This is a genomic window from Enterobacter cloacae complex sp. SHL018, assembly GCF_049237905.1.
Lineage (GTDB): Bacteria > Pseudomonadota > Gammaproteobacteria > Enterobacterales > Enterobacteriaceae > Enterobacter > Enterobacter hormaechei_C.
The window spans coordinates 678,238-694,438 of sequence record NZ_JBMKJE010000002.1 but is presented as its reverse complement, the minus strand read 5'-3'; the positions used below and the strand labels follow the sequence as shown (position 1 = coordinate 694,438).

General features: G+C 55.9%; 13 protein-coding genes. 7 read left to right on the top strand and 6 right to left on the bottom strand.

Annotated features, from left to right (window positions below; all coding sequences use genetic code 11):
- Window positions 1-36: 36 nt before the first annotated feature.
- From accC to ACOTY5_RS13100, 6 genes are all read right to left on the bottom strand, one after another.
- Window positions 37-1,386: an acetyl-CoA carboxylase biotin carboxylase subunit gene (gene accC / locus ACOTY5_RS13125; RefSeq protein WP_003860388.1), complete on the bottom strand. Its 1,350-nt coding sequence runs from the start codon at window positions 1,384-1,386 to the stop codon at window positions 37-39.
- A 10-nt stretch (window positions 1,387-1,396) separates the two neighbouring features.
- Window positions 1,397-1,861: an acetyl-CoA carboxylase biotin carboxyl carrier protein gene (gene accB / locus ACOTY5_RS13120; protein WP_015572018.1), complete on the bottom strand. Its 465-nt coding sequence runs from the start codon at window positions 1,859-1,861 to the stop codon at window positions 1,397-1,399.
- A 21-nt stretch (window positions 1,862-1,882) separates the two neighbouring features.
- Window positions 1,883-2,335 carry a type II 3-dehydroquinate dehydratase gene (gene aroQ, locus ACOTY5_RS13115; protein WP_003860391.1) on the bottom strand — a complete coding sequence of 151 codons (453 nt, stop codon included), beginning with the start codon at window positions 2,333-2,335 and terminating at the stop codon, window positions 1,883-1,885.
- 234 nt (window positions 2,336-2,569) lie between these two features.
- Entirely contained in the window at window positions 2,570-3,169 is a 600-nt protein-coding gene (gene msrQ, locus ACOTY5_RS13110) for a protein-methionine-sulfoxide reductase heme-binding subunit MsrQ (protein WP_003860393.1), read from the bottom strand.
- Window positions 3,170-4,171: a protein-methionine-sulfoxide reductase catalytic subunit MsrP gene (gene msrP / locus ACOTY5_RS13105; protein ID WP_045141592.1), complete on the bottom strand. Its 1,002-nt coding sequence runs from the start codon at window positions 4,169-4,171 to the stop codon at window positions 3,170-3,172.
- 77 nt (window positions 4,172-4,248) lie between these two features.
- Window positions 4,249-5,223: an MDR family oxidoreductase gene (locus ACOTY5_RS13100; protein ID WP_015572015.1), complete on the bottom strand. Its 975-nt coding sequence runs from the start codon at window positions 5,221-5,223 to the stop codon at window positions 4,249-4,251.
- A gap of 184 nt (window positions 5,224-5,407) precedes the next feature.
- Between ACOTY5_RS13100 and csrD the strand changes: the two genes are divergently transcribed.
- The 7 genes from csrD (at window position 5,408) to yhdP (ending at window position 16,152) form a co-directional block, all read left to right on the top strand.
- Window positions 5,408-7,348 (top strand): RNase E specificity factor CsrD, encoded by a 1,941-nt coding sequence (gene csrD / locus ACOTY5_RS13095; RefSeq protein WP_032669091.1) that lies wholly within the window; start codon window positions 5,408-5,410, stop codon window positions 7,346-7,348.
- 282 nt (window positions 7,349-7,630) lie between these two features.
- Complete coding sequence (mreB, locus tag ACOTY5_RS13090) at window positions 7,631-8,674, top strand: rod shape-determining protein MreB (RefSeq protein WP_000913396.1); 1,044 nt, start codon at window positions 7,631-7,633, stop codon at window positions 8,672-8,674.
- A gap of 62 nt (window positions 8,675-8,736) precedes the next feature.
- Window positions 8,737-9,753, top strand: a complete 1,017-nt coding sequence (gene mreC / locus ACOTY5_RS13085; RefSeq protein WP_003860400.1) for a rod shape-determining protein MreC — start codon at window positions 8,737-8,739, stop codon at window positions 9,751-9,753.
- Entirely contained in the window at window positions 9,753-10,241 is a 489-nt protein-coding gene (gene mreD, locus ACOTY5_RS13080) for a rod shape-determining protein MreD (RefSeq protein ID WP_003860402.1), read from the top strand. Before mreC ends, mreD begins: the two co-directional genes overlap by 1 nt.
- 9 nt (window positions 10,242-10,250) lie before the next feature.
- Window positions 10,251-10,844, top strand: a complete 594-nt coding sequence (locus ACOTY5_RS13075) for a Maf family protein (RefSeq protein ID WP_421631929.1) — start codon at window positions 10,251-10,253, stop codon at window positions 10,842-10,844.
- On the top strand, window positions 10,834-12,303 hold the full coding sequence (rng, locus tag ACOTY5_RS13070) for a ribonuclease G (protein ID WP_003860405.1): 1,470 nt from the start codon (window positions 10,834-10,836) through the stop codon (window positions 12,301-12,303). The genes ACOTY5_RS13075 and rng overlap by 11 nt, the downstream gene beginning before the upstream one ends.
- Before the next feature lie 42 nt (window positions 12,304-12,345).
- Window positions 12,346-16,152, top strand: coding sequence for an AsmA2 domain-containing protein YhdP (yhdP, locus tag ACOTY5_RS13065; RefSeq protein ID WP_045141591.1), 3,807 nt, complete (start codon window positions 12,346-12,348; stop codon window positions 16,150-16,152).
- Window positions 16,153-16,201: the final 49 nt, after the last annotated feature.

Genomic DNA, 16,201 nt, shown 5'->3' with positions numbered 1-16,201 from the left:
GGCCGGATAATCCGGCCTTTTAGCAACACTGGTCTCTTACTTCTCGTTCAGACCGAGTTTTTTCTCCAGGTAGTGGATGTTAGTCCCACCATTCTGGAAGTGCTCGTCGCTCATAATGCGCATCTGGAGATCAACGTTGGTTTTGATCCCGTCGATGATCAGCTCCTGAAGGGCGTTCTTCATGCGGGCAATGGCCACGTCACGGTTTTCGCCGTAGCAGATCAGCTTACCAATCATTGAGTCATAGTACGGCGGTACGGTGTAACCGGCGTAGATATGGGACTCCCAGCGCACACCAAAGCCACCCGGCGCGTGGAAACGCGTGATTTTACCCGGGCTTGGCAGGAAGGTGTTCGGGTCTTCGGCGTTGATACGGCACTCTACCGCATGGCCTTTAACCACAACTTCTTCCTGTTTGATGGACAGCGGCTGACCGGCTGCGATACGCAGCTGTTCTTTGATCAGGTCAACGCCGGTGATCATTTCGGTAACCGGGTGTTCAACCTGAATACGGGTGTTCATCTCGATGAAGTAGAACTCGCCGTTTTCGAACAGGAACTCAAAGGTACCCGCCCCGCGATAGCCGATATCGACACACGCTTTAGCGCAACGCTCGCCGATGTAGCGACGCAGTTCAGGCGTAATGCCCGGCGCTGGCGCTTCTTCGACCACTTTCTGGTGACGACGCTGCATGGAGCAGTCACGTTCTGCCAGATAGATTGCGTTACCCTGACCGTCAGCCAGCACCTGAATTTCGATGTGGCGTGGGTTTTCCAGGTATTTTTCCATGTACACCATGTCATTGCTGAAAGCCGCTTTCGCTTCCGCTTTGGTCATGGAGATGGACTGCGCCAGTTCAGCATCGCTGCGTACAACGCGCATACCGCGACCGCCGCCGCCGCCGGACGCTTTGATGATCACCGGATAGCCAATGCGTTTAGCATGGGCGCGGTTAGCATCCATATCGTCGGTCAGCGGGCCGTCAGAGCCCGGTACGGTTGGCACGCCGGCTTTTTTCATCGCGGTGATGGCAGACACTTTGTCACCCATCAGGCGAATGGTGTCGGCTTTCGGGCCAATGAAGATAAAGCCAGAGCGTTCAACCTGCTCAGCAAAGTTGGCGTTCTCAGAGAGGAAACCATAACCCGGGTGAATCGCGACCGCGCCAGTGATTTCGGCGGCGCTAATGATAGCCGGGATGTTCAGATAGCTTTTTACGGACGGAGCCGGACCGATACAGACCGTCTCATCCGCCAGCAATACGTGTTTTAAATCGCGATCCGCGCTTGAGTGCACGGCCACGGTCTTGATGCCCAGTTCTTTACAGGCACGAAGAATACGCAGTGCAATCTCGCCACGGTTGGCGATAACAATTTTATCCAGCATGTTCGCCTCGTTACTCGATGACGACCAGCGGCTCGTCAAATTCTACCGGCTGACCACTTTCGACCAGGATCGCTTTCACAGTACCTGATTTGTCTGCTTCGATCTGGTTCATCATTTTCATGGCTTCAACGATGCACAGGGTATCGCCTACGTTGACTTTCTGACCCACTTCGATGAACGCCTTCGCGTCCGGGCTCGGGGTGCGGTAGAAAGTACCAACCATTGGGGAACGTACGATGTGACCACTGATTTCTGTTGCAGCCGCAGGTGCCGCTTCTGCTGCCACTGGTGCAACGGCTGCGGAGAGCGCAGGCTGCTGCACTGGCGCAGCGTAAGCTTGCTGCATTACCGGGAAGCTAGCGGCCGGGGCTGCACGGCTGATGCGTACAGACTCTTCGCCTTCAGAAATTTCCAGTTCGGAGATGCCTGATTCTTCAACCAGCTCGATCAGTTTTTTAATCTTACGAATATCCATGAGTGGGTTCCGTACTCTTGTTTAGTGTGATTGTGACAAGCGTTTTACCGCTGTCTGTAAAGCGTATGAATAGCCGTCTGCACCCAGCCCACAAATCACGCCAGCGGCGATATCTGACAGGTAGGAATGGTGGCGGAACGGCTCTCGGGCGTGCACGTTACTCAGGTGGATCTCGATAAACGGGATACTCACCGCGAGCAGTGCGTCGCGTATAGCAACACTGGTGTGCGTAAACGCGGCCGGATTGATCAGGATATAGTCCACAGTGTCTTTAGCCTGATGAATACGGTCGATGATTGCGTACTCCGCGTTTGACTGAAAATGGTCCAAATCCACATTCAGCGACGCTGCTTCCGTACTCAGACGGTTAACAATTTCGCTCAATGTCAGCGTGCCGTACTTCTCTGGCTCACGGGTGCCGAGCATGTTCAGGTTCGGACCGTTCAATACTAAAATTTGGAATTTGTCAGCCATTGTGCCGCTATCTCCTGCGATTTTCGGGTAAAAAACAACATATACCCTCAAAGCGCAATTGTCACCCTTTCAGAGGCCTAAAACCCCTGTCCGGAAAACCGAAGTCGCACATTATAACGATTTCGTAGCATTTGGCAGCTAAATACTGGTCTTATCAGGGAAGATTATCAACCGCTATCCGAAAAAGATTCGCGGTTGATAAATAATCTGCGGGAAAACGCACAGTTTCGTGAACTATCGCAACCACTGGCGGAACTTCTTGTAACGCCACGCTAAAAGGGCCAGGGCCAGCAGGGCGTAGATGACTGGCTGAGGGGATAAAATCTTCACCGACCACAGGTAATGAATAGGGGCGAGGATCGCGACAAGATAGACGAAGTTGTGCAGCAGTTGCCAGCGTCGACCCAGTTTTCGCTGCGCATACTGCGTGGATGTCAGCGTCAGCGCCAGTAAAACCAGCCAGCTTACGATACCCAGCGTCAAATAGGGACGCGTCACCAGTTCGCTGCCAAGGAGTGCCAGGTTGTTAATGCCCAGTTCCAGCAGGGCGTAGCTGGTGAGATGCAGCGTCGCCCAGGCAAAACACCATAGCCCTAAAAGCCGACGGGTGCGTATCAATAATGGCTGTTTAGCGTAGCGCGCCAGCGGTGAGACGAGCAAGGTCGCCAGCAAAAATTTCAAAGCCATCCGACCCGTAAAATGCTGAATATCTTTCGCCGGATCGGCACTGAACTGTCCCTGGCTGGCTGCCCAGAAGAGCCAGATAAAGGGGAGCAATCCTGCTAAATGCAGGAGTACCTTCAGCCAGGTTATCTGCTTTGCCGTTAAACGCACTTAGAAGTTCTCCCGTAAATTCAGCCCACGGTAGAGGGATGCCACCTCATCCGCATAGCCGTTAAACAGCAGCGTTGGCTGGCGTTTAACATCCAGCGCGCCGCCGGAGCCGATAAAACGTTCCGTCGCCTGCGACCAGCGCGGATGGTCAACGTGCGGGTTAACGTTGGCAAAAAAACCATACTCGTCAGGCGCTGCCAGGTTCCAGGTGGTGGGGGGGCGTTCACGGGTGAGCTTAATGCTGACGATCGATTTGATGCCCTTGAAACCGTATTTCCACGGTACGGTCAGGCGAATGGGCGCCCCGTTTTGCGGCGGCAGCGCTTTGCCGTAAACCCCAACGGTAAGCAGCGTAAGCGGATGCATGGCTTCGTCGAGACGTAAACCTTCAACGTAGGGATACTCCAGCCCGCCGCCGATAAACCGATCCTTCTGGCCTGGCATCTCGTCCGGGGCGTAGCGCGTCTGGAAGGAAACATACTTCGCGTTGCTGGTGGGCTCAACCAGCGCCAGCAGTTTATGCAAAGGGAAACCTACCCACGGCACCACCATCGACCAGGCTTCCACACAGCGCATACGGTAAATGCGTTCTTCAAGGGGGAAGCGGGTGGTGAGGTCATGATGATCCAGCGTCAGTGGTTTTGCCACCTCGCCATCTATCTTCAGCGTCCAGGGATCGGTTTTCATGCTCCCGGCGTTGGCGGCAGGATCGGCCTTATCGAGACCAAACTCATAGAAGTTGTTATAGCCGGTGACTTTATCTTCCGGCGTCAGCGCCAGTTTATTCTGCCACTGCGCCGGTTTGGTGAAGTTAAGCGGTGCGCCGGAGGGGGCTCTCGGGCGATCGTTGCCCTTAAACCAGTCGAGCAGATCGGCATGGGCCGCAGGGGTGAGCGTCAGGGCGGTGGCGCTGATGCCAAGCATTTTCAGGATCTGGCGGCGCTGTAGCATAAAGACAGATTCAGACGTTACGTCGGCTTCCGTCAGTTTTCGGGTTTTCATGGCATCCTCCGTCAGGCGTTTTTCTAAGCATGACGGAGGAGGAGGGTTAGCGCGAATATGTCACGAAAATTTGAAGATTAGGCGATTTTAACCAGCGCACGACCGTGGAACTGGTTGTCCATGATTTTATTGGCGAACTCTGGCGCCTGGCTCAGGGTAATCTCAGTGGCGCTCTGGTCAAAGAATGAGGCTGGCAGATCCTGCACCAGACGTTCCCAGGCCTCAGCTCGCCGCTCGGCTGGGGTCATGACCGAATCGACACCCTGAAGACGCACGTTACGCAGAATAAATGGCATCACCGTCGTCGGCAGGGCAAAACCGCCCGCCAGACCACAGGCCGCCACGCAGCCGCCGTAATTCATTTGCGCCAGCACCTTCGCCAGCACTTTGTCGCCGACGGTATCTACTGCGCCAGCCCAGACCTGTTTTTCCAGCGGGCGGGTCTCGGCAAATTCGTCGCGGCTCAGAATGCGGCTTGCGCCCAATTGACGTAGATAATCATGCGTACTTTCGCGGCCTGAGACGGCAGCGACCTGATACCCCAGCTTGTGCAGCAGCGTGACGGCCGTGCTGCCCACGCCGCCGCTGGCGCCGGTGACGACAATTTCGCCAGAGTCAGGGCGGATCCCGGCCTCTTCCAGCGCCATCACGCACAGCATGGCGGTGAAACCTGCCGTGCCGATGATCATCGCCTTACGACCGTCCAGGCCTTTCGGCATCGGGACCAGCCAGTCACCTTTTACGCGCGCCTGCGCTGCCAGTCCGCCCCAGTGGTTTTCACCTACGCCCCAGCCGGTGAGCAGCACCTGCTGTCCGGCGTGAAAACGTGGATCTTCACTGGTATGTACGCGGCCTGCAAAGTCGATTCCTGGCACCATCGGGAAATTTCGGATGATTTTACCTTTTCCCGTAATGGCCAGCGCATCCTTATAGTTCAGGCTGGACCAGTCGATATCTACGGTCACGTCGCCCTCCGGCAGGCGGCTCTCCTCGATGGCTTGCACTGAGGCAACGGTTTTGCCGTCCTGCTGTTCTAAGATCAAAGCCTGCATACTGGGTCCTCACTAGGTTTGATGATGGGAAAATATGTTCTGATGACTATACTCGCTCAATGAAACGCAGTGCCGATTTAACGCAATAAATTGCCAGATACGCCAGGTTTGGTAGTATGCCGCATTTGAAATGCAAGTTAGTGCTCACTTGCCCCCCCCTTCAACCCACGGAGTAATCTCAAGGATGCGATTAACGACGAAGTTCTCAGCTTTTATCACCTTGCTGACGGGGCTGACCATATTTGTCACGCTAATCGGCTGCTCGCTGAGCTTTTACAATGCCATCCAGGATAAGCTGGTTAACCGGGTTGAATCGGTTGCATCGGTTATCGACACTCGCCTGATTGCAACCTCCTTCCCGGCGCTTTCGCGTGAGCTGGATGAGTTAATGGTGCCTGTGGATATCGTGCAGATCGACATTAAACAGGGGAAGCAGACCGTTTTCAGCCATACCCGCCAGGGCAGCTATCGTCCTGCCGGCACGGTAGATCAGTATCGGGACGTCACGGTTAATTCACTTAAACATCCGGGTATGACAATTCATCTGATGTACCAGGATCCGATGAGCAACTATTTACGCTCGCTTATGACCACCGCGCCCTTAACCATCGCCGTTGCCTTTATCGTACTGCTGATTTTCCTCGCCGTTCGCTGGCAGCGTCGTCAACTTTCCGGCCAGGAGCTGCTGGAAACACGCTCCGTGCGGATACTGAATGGCGAACGGGGTCCACAGGTGCGGGGATCGGTTTATGAATGGCCATCACGCACCAGTAGCGCCCTGGACGTGTTGCTCTCCGAAATCCAGTTTGCCAGCGATCAGCGTAGCCGTATGGACACGTTGATTCGCTCTTACGCCGCGCAGGATAACAAAACGGGCCTCAACAACCGTCTCTTCTTTGATAATCAGCTGGCTACCCTTCTTGATGACCCCGAAAAGGTGGGTACGCATGGCGTGGTAATGATGATTCGCCTGCCCGACTTCGATCTGCTCCGTGATACCTGGGGTCAGCGCGTGGCGGAAGAGAACCTCTTTACGCTGATTAACCTGCTGTCCACCTTTATTATGCGTTACCCCGGCGCGTTACTGGCACGCTACCACCGCAGCGATTTTGCCGTCTTGCTGCCGCATCGCACCTTAAAGGAGTCCGAGAGTATCGCCAGCCAGCTGCTGAAAGCCGTCGATGCGCTGCCCCAGAGCAAAATGCTCGACAGAGACGATATGGTGCATATGGGCATCTGTGCCTGGCGCGGCGGTCAGTCGACGGAGCAGGTGATGGAACATGCGGAAGCGGCCACGCGTAACGCCGTATTGCAGGGGGCGAACGGCTGGGCAGTCTATGATGATACGCTGCCGGAGAAAGGGCGCGGCAACGTGCGCTGGCGAACCCTGATTGAACAGATGCTTAGCCGGGGCGGACCGCGCATCTATCAAAAACCGGCGGTCATGAAGAATGGTCATGTTCATCATCGTGAGCTGATGTGCCGTATTTTTGATGGCACTGAAGAGGTTATCTCCGCGGAATATCTGCCCATGGTGTTGCAATTCGGATTGTCCGAAGAGTATGACCGTCAGCAAATCACCCGTCTCATTCCGTTTTTATCGTACTGGCCTGAAGAAAATCTGGCTTTACAGGTGACCGTCGAATCGCTGATCCGTCCGCGTTTCCAGCGCTGGTTACGTGACACGTTAATGCAATGCGAAAAATCGCAACGCAAACGCATTATTTTTGAACTTGCAGAGGCAGATGTAGGTCAACACATCAGCCGGTTGCGCCCGGTAGTGCGTTTAATCAATGCGCTTGGGGCTCGCGTGGCGGTAACCCAGGCGGGTTTGACGCTGGTGAGCACCCGCTGGATCAAAGAGCTGGATGTTGAATTATTGAAGCTGCATCCGGGTCTGGTAAGGAATATTGAAAAACGCACGGAAAACCAGCTGCTGGTACAAAGCCTGGTGGAAGCGTGCAAAGGAACGCAAACGCAAGTATTTGCCACAGGCGTACGTTCACGTAGTGAATGGCAGATGTTGACAGAGCGCGGCGTGACGGGCGGTCAGGGGGATTTTTTTGCCGCCTCTCAGCCGCTTGACACCAATGTGAAAAAATATTTGCAAAGATACTCTGTTTGACCTGCCGTTTACTTTGTTTTCACGTAGAATATCGCGCCTGTAGCTTTGAGTAAGACGAGCATAAAAGCCAGTGAACGACCTTTAGTGGGTTACAAGTGAAAGTGAGGGACGCTGCTGTTTACTCAGCCCTGAGGGATTCAGGGGATGAATTTGTAACAAAGGAAACGTGCTGCACTAATTTTCACCGTAGCAGACGATTTTTGCGCCTTGTCGCTGCTGCGTGTGGTTGGTAAAGTAAGCGGATTTTGTTTTCCGCCCCAGCTTTCAGGATTATCCCTTAGTATGTTGAAAAAATTTCGTGGCATGTTTTCCAATGACCTGTCCATTGACCTGGGTACCGCGAATACCCTTATTTATGTAAAAGGACAAGGCATCGTATTGAATGAGCCTTCCGTTGTGGCCATTCGTCAGGATCGTGCCGGCTCGCCAAAAAGCGTGGCCGCAGTAGGTCATGATGCGAAGCAGATGCTGGGCCGTACGCCGGGCAACATCGCCGCGATCCGCCCTATGAAAGACGGCGTTATTGCTGACTTCTTCGTGACCGAAAAAATGCTTCAGCACTTCATCAAGCAGGTTCACAGCAACAGCTTCATGCGCCCAAGCCCGCGTGTGCTGGTGTGTGTGCCGGTTGGCGCGACCCAGGTTGAACGTCGTGCGATCCGTGAATCCGCTCAGGGCGCCGGTGCGCGTGAAGTGTTCCTGATTGAAGAACCGATGGCTGCGGCAATTGGTGCGGGTCTGCCGGTTTCTGAGGCTACCGGTTCTATGGTGGTGGATATCGGTGGCGGTACCACTGAAGTGGCCGTTATCTCCCTGAACGGTGTGGTGTACTCCTCTTCCGTGCGTATCGGCGGCGACCGTTTCGACGAAGCCATCATCAATTACGTTCGCCGTAACTACGGCTCTCTGATCGGTGAAGCAACCGCAGAGCGCATCAAGCATGAAATCGGTTCTGCCTATCCGGGTGATGAAGTACGCGAGATCGAAGTTCGCGGTCGTAACCTGGCTGAAGGCGTGCCACGCGGATTCACCCTGAACTCCAACGAAATCCTGGAAGCGTTGCAGGAGCCGCTGACCGGCATCGTGAGCGCGGTGATGGTTGCGCTGGAACAGTGCCCGCCAGAGCTGGCTTCCGATATCTCCGAGCGCGGTATGGTTCTGACCGGTGGTGGTGCGCTGCTGCGTAACCTCGACCGCCTGTTAATGGAAGAGACAGGTATTCCTGTCGTAGTTGCAGAAGATCCACTGACTTGCGTCGCCCGTGGTGGTGGCAAGGCGCTGGAAATGATCGACATGCACGGCGGCGACTTGTTTAGCGAAGAGTAGTCGGGTGTGAGAGGGTAGCAATTCGCTACCCTTTCTCTCTGACGCGAGAATACGCATAGCCTATGAAGCCAATTTTTAGCCGTGGCCCGTCGCTACAGTTTCGCCTGATCCTGGCGGTTCTGGTTGCGCTCGGGGTCATTATTGCCGATAGCCGCCTCGGTACGTTCAGCCAGATCCGAACGTACATGGATACCGCCGTCAGTCCTTTCTACTTTATTTCAAATGGTCCCCGTGAACTGCTCGACTCCGTGTCGCAAACGCTCTCATCGCGTGACCAGCTCGAACTCGAAAACCGTGCGTTACGCCAGGAACTGCTGCTGAAAAATAGCGAGCTGCTGATGCTGGGGCAATATAAGCAGGAAAACGCCCGTCTGCGCGAACTGCTCGGCTCGCCGCTGCGCCAGGATGAACAGAAAATGGTCACCCAGGTAATCTCCACCGTAAACGATCCGTACAGCGATCAGGTGGTGATTGATAAAGGCAGCGTGAACGGCGTATACGAAGGTCAGCCTGTCATCAGCGATAAGGGCGTCGTGGGCCAGGTTGTGGCGGTTGCCAAACTGACCAGCCGCGTGTTGCTGATTTGCGATGCCACCCATGCACTGCCGATTCAGGTGCTGCGTAACGATATTCGCGTGATTGCCGCCGGTAATGGCTGCACGGACGATCTGCAACTGGAACACCTGCCCGCCAACACGGATATCCGCGTGGGCGACGTGCTGGTGACGTCCGGTCTGGGCGGTCGTTTCCCTGAGGGCTACCCGGTTGCGGTTGTCTCTTCCGTGAAGCTCGACACTCAACGTGCCTACACCGTGATTCAGGCGCGTCCAACGGCCGGCTTGCAGCGTTTGCGCTACCTGTTGCTGCTGTGGGGCGCCGATCGTAACGGCGCTAACCCGATGACCCCGGAAGATGTGCATCGCGTGGCCAACGAACGCCTGATGCAGATGATGCCGCAGGTGCTGCCTGCGCCGGATGCGATGGGACCACCTGCACCCGTACCGGCTCCGGCGACGGGGTTAACGCAGCCGCTGCCGGATGCGCCCCCACCGCCGCAAGTCTCGGGTGGAGGGCAGTAGTGGCCAGTTATCGTAGCCAGGGGCGCTGGGTAATCTGGCTCTCATTCCTCGTTGCACTGTTGCTGCAAATTATGCCCTGGCCGGACGACATTCTTGTTTTCCGGCCAAACTGGGTATTGCTCATTTTGCTCTACTGGATCCTCGCCCTGCCGCACCGCGTAAATGTCGGCACAGGTTTTGTGATGGGTGCCATACTGGATCTTATCAGTGGCTCTACGCTTGGCGTCCGCGCCTTATCCATGAGCATTATTGCGTATCTCGTCGCACTCAAATTCCAGCTCTTTCGTAACCTTGCGCTCTGGCAACAGGCGCTGGTAGTGATGTTGTTGTCGCTCGCTGCGGATATCGTTGTTTTCTGGGCAGAGTTTTTAGTGATCAACGTCTCTTTCCGACCGGAAGTGTTCTGGAGTAGTGTAGTAAACGGTGTGCTCTGGCCGTGGCTGTTCCTGCTGATGCGTAAAATTCGCCAACAGTTTGCCGTGCAATAAAAGGTTTCTATGACGTCTTTGTATCTTGCCTCCGGTTCTCCGCGTCGCCAGGAACTGCTCGCGCAGTTGGGTGTCTCCTTCGAACGCATCGTTACCGGTATCGAAGAAAAACGTGCTGAGGGTGAAAGCGCTCAGCAGTATGTCTCTCGTCTGGCGCGTGAAAAAGCGCAGGCGGGCGTGGCATGCGTGCCGCGTGACTTACCGGTGCTGGGTGCGGATACCATCGTCATTCTCAATGGTGAGGTGCTTGAGAAACCCCGCGACGCAGACCATGCGGCGCGGATGCTGCGTAGCATGTCCGGACAAACCCATCAGGTGATGACGGCGGTAGCGCTGGCAGACAGCCAGTACGTTCTGGATTGCCTTGTGGTAACGAAAGTGACGTTCAGAGTCCTCACCGACGAGGAGATCGCCGGCTATATCGCCAGCGGTGAACCTATGGATAAAGCAGGTGCATACGGTATTCAAGGGTTGGGTGGCTGTTTTGTCAGGAAGATAAATGGCAGCTATCACGCCGTAGTCGGCTTACCGCTGGTGGAAACGTATGAGTTGCTGAGCAATTTTAACTCACTGCGTGAGGGAAGGGATAATTATGACGGCTGAATTGTTGGTAAACGTAACGCCATCGGAAACCCGTGTGGCCTACATTGATGGTGGCATTCTTCAGGAAATTCATATTGAGCGTGAAGCGCGACGCGGAATCGTAGGCAATATCTACAAAGGTCGTGTCAGTCGTGTCCTGCCGGGTATGCAGGCGGCTTTTGTAGATATTGGGCTCGATAAGGCGGCGTTTTTACATGCCTCCGATATCATGCCGCACACCGAATGTGTGGCAGGCGAAGAGCAAAAGCAGTTTGCCGTGCGCGACATCTCTGAGCTGGTGCGTCAGGGCCAGGATCTGATGGTACAGGTGGTAAAAGATCCGCTTGGCACCAAAGGCGCGCGTCTGACCACCGACATCACCCTGCCTTCACGCTATCTGGTCTTTATGCCGGGGGCGTCGCACGTCGGCGTGTCACAGCGCATTGAGAGCGAAAGCGAGCGTGAGCGCCTGAAAAAGGTGGTCAGCGCCTACTGCGACGAGCAGGGCGGGTTTATTATCCGTACCGCGGCGGAAGGGATCAGCGAAGAAGATCTGGCCTCGGATGCGGCCTATCTGAAGCGCGTCTGGACCAAAGTGATGGAGCGTAAAAAACGCAACCAGACCCGCTACCGGCTGTACGGTGAGCTGGCGCTCGCTCAGCGCGTATTACGTGATTTCGCCGACGCCCAGCTTGACCGCATCCGCGTGGACTCCCGTCTGACGTACGAAGCCTTACTGGAGTTCACCGCCGAGTACATCCCGGAAATGCCGGGTCTGCTGGAGCATTACACCGGACGCCAGCCAATATTTGACCTCTATGACGTTGAAAACGAAATCCAGCGTGCGCTGGAGCGTAAGGTTGAGCTGAAATCGGGTGGCTATCTGATCATCGATCAAACCGAAGCGATGACCACCGTCGACATCAACACCGGCGCGTTTGTCGGCCATCGCAACCTCGATGACACCATCTTCAACACCAACATAGAAGCGACGCAGGCCATCGCGCGTCAGCTTCGTCTGCGTAATCTGGGCGGCATTATCATCATCGACTTTATCGATATGAACAATGAAGATCACCGCCGTCGCGTGCTGCACTCTCTGGAGCAGGCGCTGAGTAAGGACCGCGTGAAAACCAGCATCAATGGCTTCTCGCAGCTCGGTCTGGTGGAAATGACCCGGAAACGGACCCGCGAAAGCGTGGAACATGTCCTGTGTAATGAGTGTCCAACCTGCCATGGACGCGGAACGGTAAAGACGGTGGAGACGGTCTGCTACGAGATCATGCGTGAGATTGTCCGTGTCCATCATGCCTACGACTCAGACCGTTTTCTGGTCTATGCTTCCCCTGCGGTGGCGGAGGCCCTGAAAGGGGAAGAGTCGCACGCGCTGGCAGAAGTGGAAATCTTTGTCGGCAAACAGGTAAAAGTGCAAATTGAGCCGCTCTATAACCAGGAGCAGTTTGACGTCGTCATGATGTAAACGCAGTTCGCTGCGAGATTTAAGGCTGACAAGGAGAGACGCGTGAGGCGATTGCCGGGGATTTTACTGCTTACAGGGGCAACGCTGGTCGTGATTGTCGCGTTGCTCGTGAGCGGGTTGCGTCTCGCCTTGCCGCATCTGGACAGCTGGCGGCCGCAGATCCTGGCAAAAATCGAATCCGCCACCGGCCTGCCGGTGGACGTGAGTCATATCGAGGCAAGCTGGCAGAACTTTGGCCCGACGCTTGATGCGCGGGATATCAGCGCCAGCCTGAAAGATGGCGGCCATCTCAAAATCAAACGCGTCACCCTGGCGCTGGATGTCTGGCAAAGCCTGCTGCATCTGCGCTGGCAGTTTCGCGATCTCACCTTCTGGCAACTACAGCTGATGACTAACACGCCGCTGCGAAGCGGCGACAGCGATCGGGGGCTGGAAACCAGCCGTATCAGCGATCTGTTCCTGCGGCAGTTCGATCATTTCGATCTGCGCGACAGCGAAGTGAGCTTTATTACTCTTTCCGGCCAGCGCGCTGAGCTGGCGATCCCACAGCTGACCTGGTTAAACGGGAAAGATCGCCACCGCGCCGAGGGGCAGGTGAATCTCTCCAGCCTGAACGGGCAGCACGGCGTTATGCAGGTGCGGATGGATCTGCGTGACGACAATGGCCTGCTGAACAACGGCAGGGTGTGGCTACAGGCGGACGACGTGGACGTGAAGCCGTGGCTCGGTGAGTGGTTACAGCAGAACATGCAGCTGGAGACCGCGCGCTTCAGCCTGGAAGGCTGGATGACCCTGACGAACGGGACGTTCGCCAGCGGCGATATCTGGCTTAAGCAGGGGGGCGCGAGCTGGAAAGGGGAAAACCATCAGCATCAACTTTCCGTCGATAACCTCACCGCACACGTGACGCAGGATAAAGGCGGCTGGCAGTTCGCTATACCGGATACGCGCATCTCCATGGATAACAAACCCTGGCCGCGCGGCGCGCTGACGCTGGCGTGGATGCCGGAGCAGGACGTCGGCGGGATAAACGGTAAACGCAGCGACGAGCTGCGTATCCGCGCCAGTAACCTGGATCTGACGGCGATCGAAGGGCTGCGTTCAATGGCCGCAAAACTCTCCCCGGAGCTGGGCGAAATCTGGCTGGCGACGCAGCCGAGCGGGCAAATAAACCGGCTGGCGCTGGATGTTCCGCTCCAGGCTACGGAAAAGACGCGTTTTCAGGCGGTATGGAAAAATCTCGCATGGAAACAGTGGAAACTGCTGCCGGGTGCCGAGCACTTCAGCGGTAAACTGGAAGGAAGCGTGGAAAACGGCAGGCTGACGGCAGAAATGCAGGACGCGAAAATGCCGTACGAAACGGTCTTCCGTGCGCCACTGGAGATCGAAAAGGGAAATGCCATCCTCAACTGGCTGAAGAATGACAAAGGTTTTCAGCTCGATGGCCGCGATATCGATGTGAAAGCCAAAGCGGTACATGCCCGCGGTAATTTCCGTTATCTACAGCCTGAAGGCGATGAGCCGTGGTTGGGTATTCTGGCGGGCATCAGCACGGATGACGGTTCGCAGGCGTGGCGCTACTTCCCGGAAAACCTGATGGGGAAAGCGCTGGTGGACTATCTCAGCGGCGCTATTCAGGGCGGCCAGGCGGATAACGCCACGCTGGTCTACGGCGGCAACCCGCACCTGTTCCCGTATAAGCACAACGAAGGCCAGTTCCAGGTTCTGGTGCCTCTACGCAACGCCACCTATGCCTTCCAGCCGGACTGGCCGGCGCTGAAGAATCTGGATATTGAACTCAACTTCCTGAATGACGGCCTGTGGATGAAGACGGACAGCGTTGCGCTGGGCGGCGTAACGGCAAGCAACCTGACGGCAAACATCCCGGATTACTCCAAAGAGAAACTGCTGATTGATGCGGATATTAAGGGGCCAGGTAAAGCGGTTGGCCCGTACTTTGAAGATACGCCGCTGAAAGACTCCCTGGCAGCCACCCTTCAGCAGTTGCAGTTAGATGGCGATGTGAATGCTCGCTTACATCTGGATATCCCGCTGGACGGTGAAATGACCACCGCCAAAGGCGACGTTAGCCTTAATAACAACAGCCTCTATATCAAGCCGCTGGACAGCACGCTGAAAAAACTCAGCGGTCAGTTCAGCTTTGTTAACGGCACGCTGAAAAGTGAGCCGCTGAAAGCGACCTGGTTCAATCAACCCGTCAATATCGATTTCTCCACCACCGAGGGCGATAAAGCCTACAAGGTGGCGGTCAATATGGACGCGAACTGGCAGCCGTCACGCATGGATGTTCTGCCGAAGCCGATTGAAAATGCGGTGGACGGCGCGGTGTCATGGAATGGCAAGGTCGCCATCGACCTGCCTTATCATGCCGGTGCGCGCTATAACGTCGACATTACGGGCGATCTGAAAAACCTCAGCAGCCAACTTCCCGCGCCGCTGAATAAGAAAAGCGGTGAAGCATTGCCCGTCAATGTTAAGGTTGCGGGCAACCTTAACAGCTTCGATTTAACCGGAAACGCTGGTGGAACAAACCACTTCAACAGCCGCTGGCTGCTTAACCGCAAGCTGACGCTGGACAGAGCGATCTGGACGACGGACAGCCGTACCACGCCGCCGCTGCCGGAGCAGGCGGGCGTTGAACTGAATCTCCCGCCGATGGATGGCGCAGAGTGGCTGGCACTGTTCCAGAAAGGTGTCGGGCAAAACGTCGACCAAACGGCGCAGTTCCCACAGTCCATTACCTTGCGCACGCCTGCGCTGACGCTGGGCGGGCAGCAGTGGAACAACCTGAGTATTGTCTCCCGGCCGACGGTAAACGGCTCAAAGGTCGAGGCGCAGGGGCGTGAGATTAACGGTTCGTTGACCATGCGCGATCACGCGCCATGGCAGGCTGCTATCCGTTACCTCTATTACAATCCGACCTTTACGGCGTCTAAAGCAGAGTCGACAAGCGCTTCTCCTGTCAGTGGCAGTGGGAGGTCGCGCGTGGATTTCAGCGGCTGGCCCGATCTCCAGTTGCGCTGTGCGGAATGCTGGCTGTGGGGGCAAAAATATGGCCGTATCGACGGTGATTTTGCTATTCAGGGCAATACGCTGAGCCTCTCTGGTGGGCTGGTGGATACCGGCTTTGGCCGCATGACTGCCGCTGGCGAATGGGTGAACAAACCGGGTGAACAGCGCACCTCGCTGAAAGGCGATATTAAAGGCAACAAGCTGGACGCCGCAGCTAACTTCTTCGGCATTAGCACGCCGCTTCGCGGATCGTCCTTCGATGTGAATTACGATCTGCACTGGCGCGCAGCGCCATGGACACCCGATGAAGCTTCGCTTAACGGCATCCTGAAAACCCACTTCGGTAAGGGTGAGATTGCCGATGTGAGCACGGGGCGCGCCGGGCAGATCCTGCGTCTGCTGAGTTTTGACGCGTTGCTGCGCAAGCTGCGCTTCGACTTTAGCGACACCTTCAGCGAAGGTTTCTACTACGATTCCATTCGCAGCACGGCGTGGATCAAAGACGGCGTTCTGCACACCGACGACACGCTGGTGGACGGCCTGGAAGCGGATATCGCGATGAAAGGGTCAGTGGATCTCGTGCGCCGCGAGCTGGATATGGAAGCCGTGGTGGCGCCGGAGATTTCCGCAAGCGTGGGCGTTGCAGCAGCCTTTGTGGTCAATCCGATCGTCGGGGCGGCGGTGTTTGCGGCCAGTAAAGTGCTGGGACCGCTCTGGAGCAAAGTCTCGATTCTGCGCTATCGCATTACCGGGCCGGTTGATAAACCACAGATTAATGAGGTGCTGCGCCAGCCGCGCAAAGAAGCACAGCAATGATTTGACGTGGGCAGGTAATTGCCTCACTCTCAATAAATACGATCTTTAT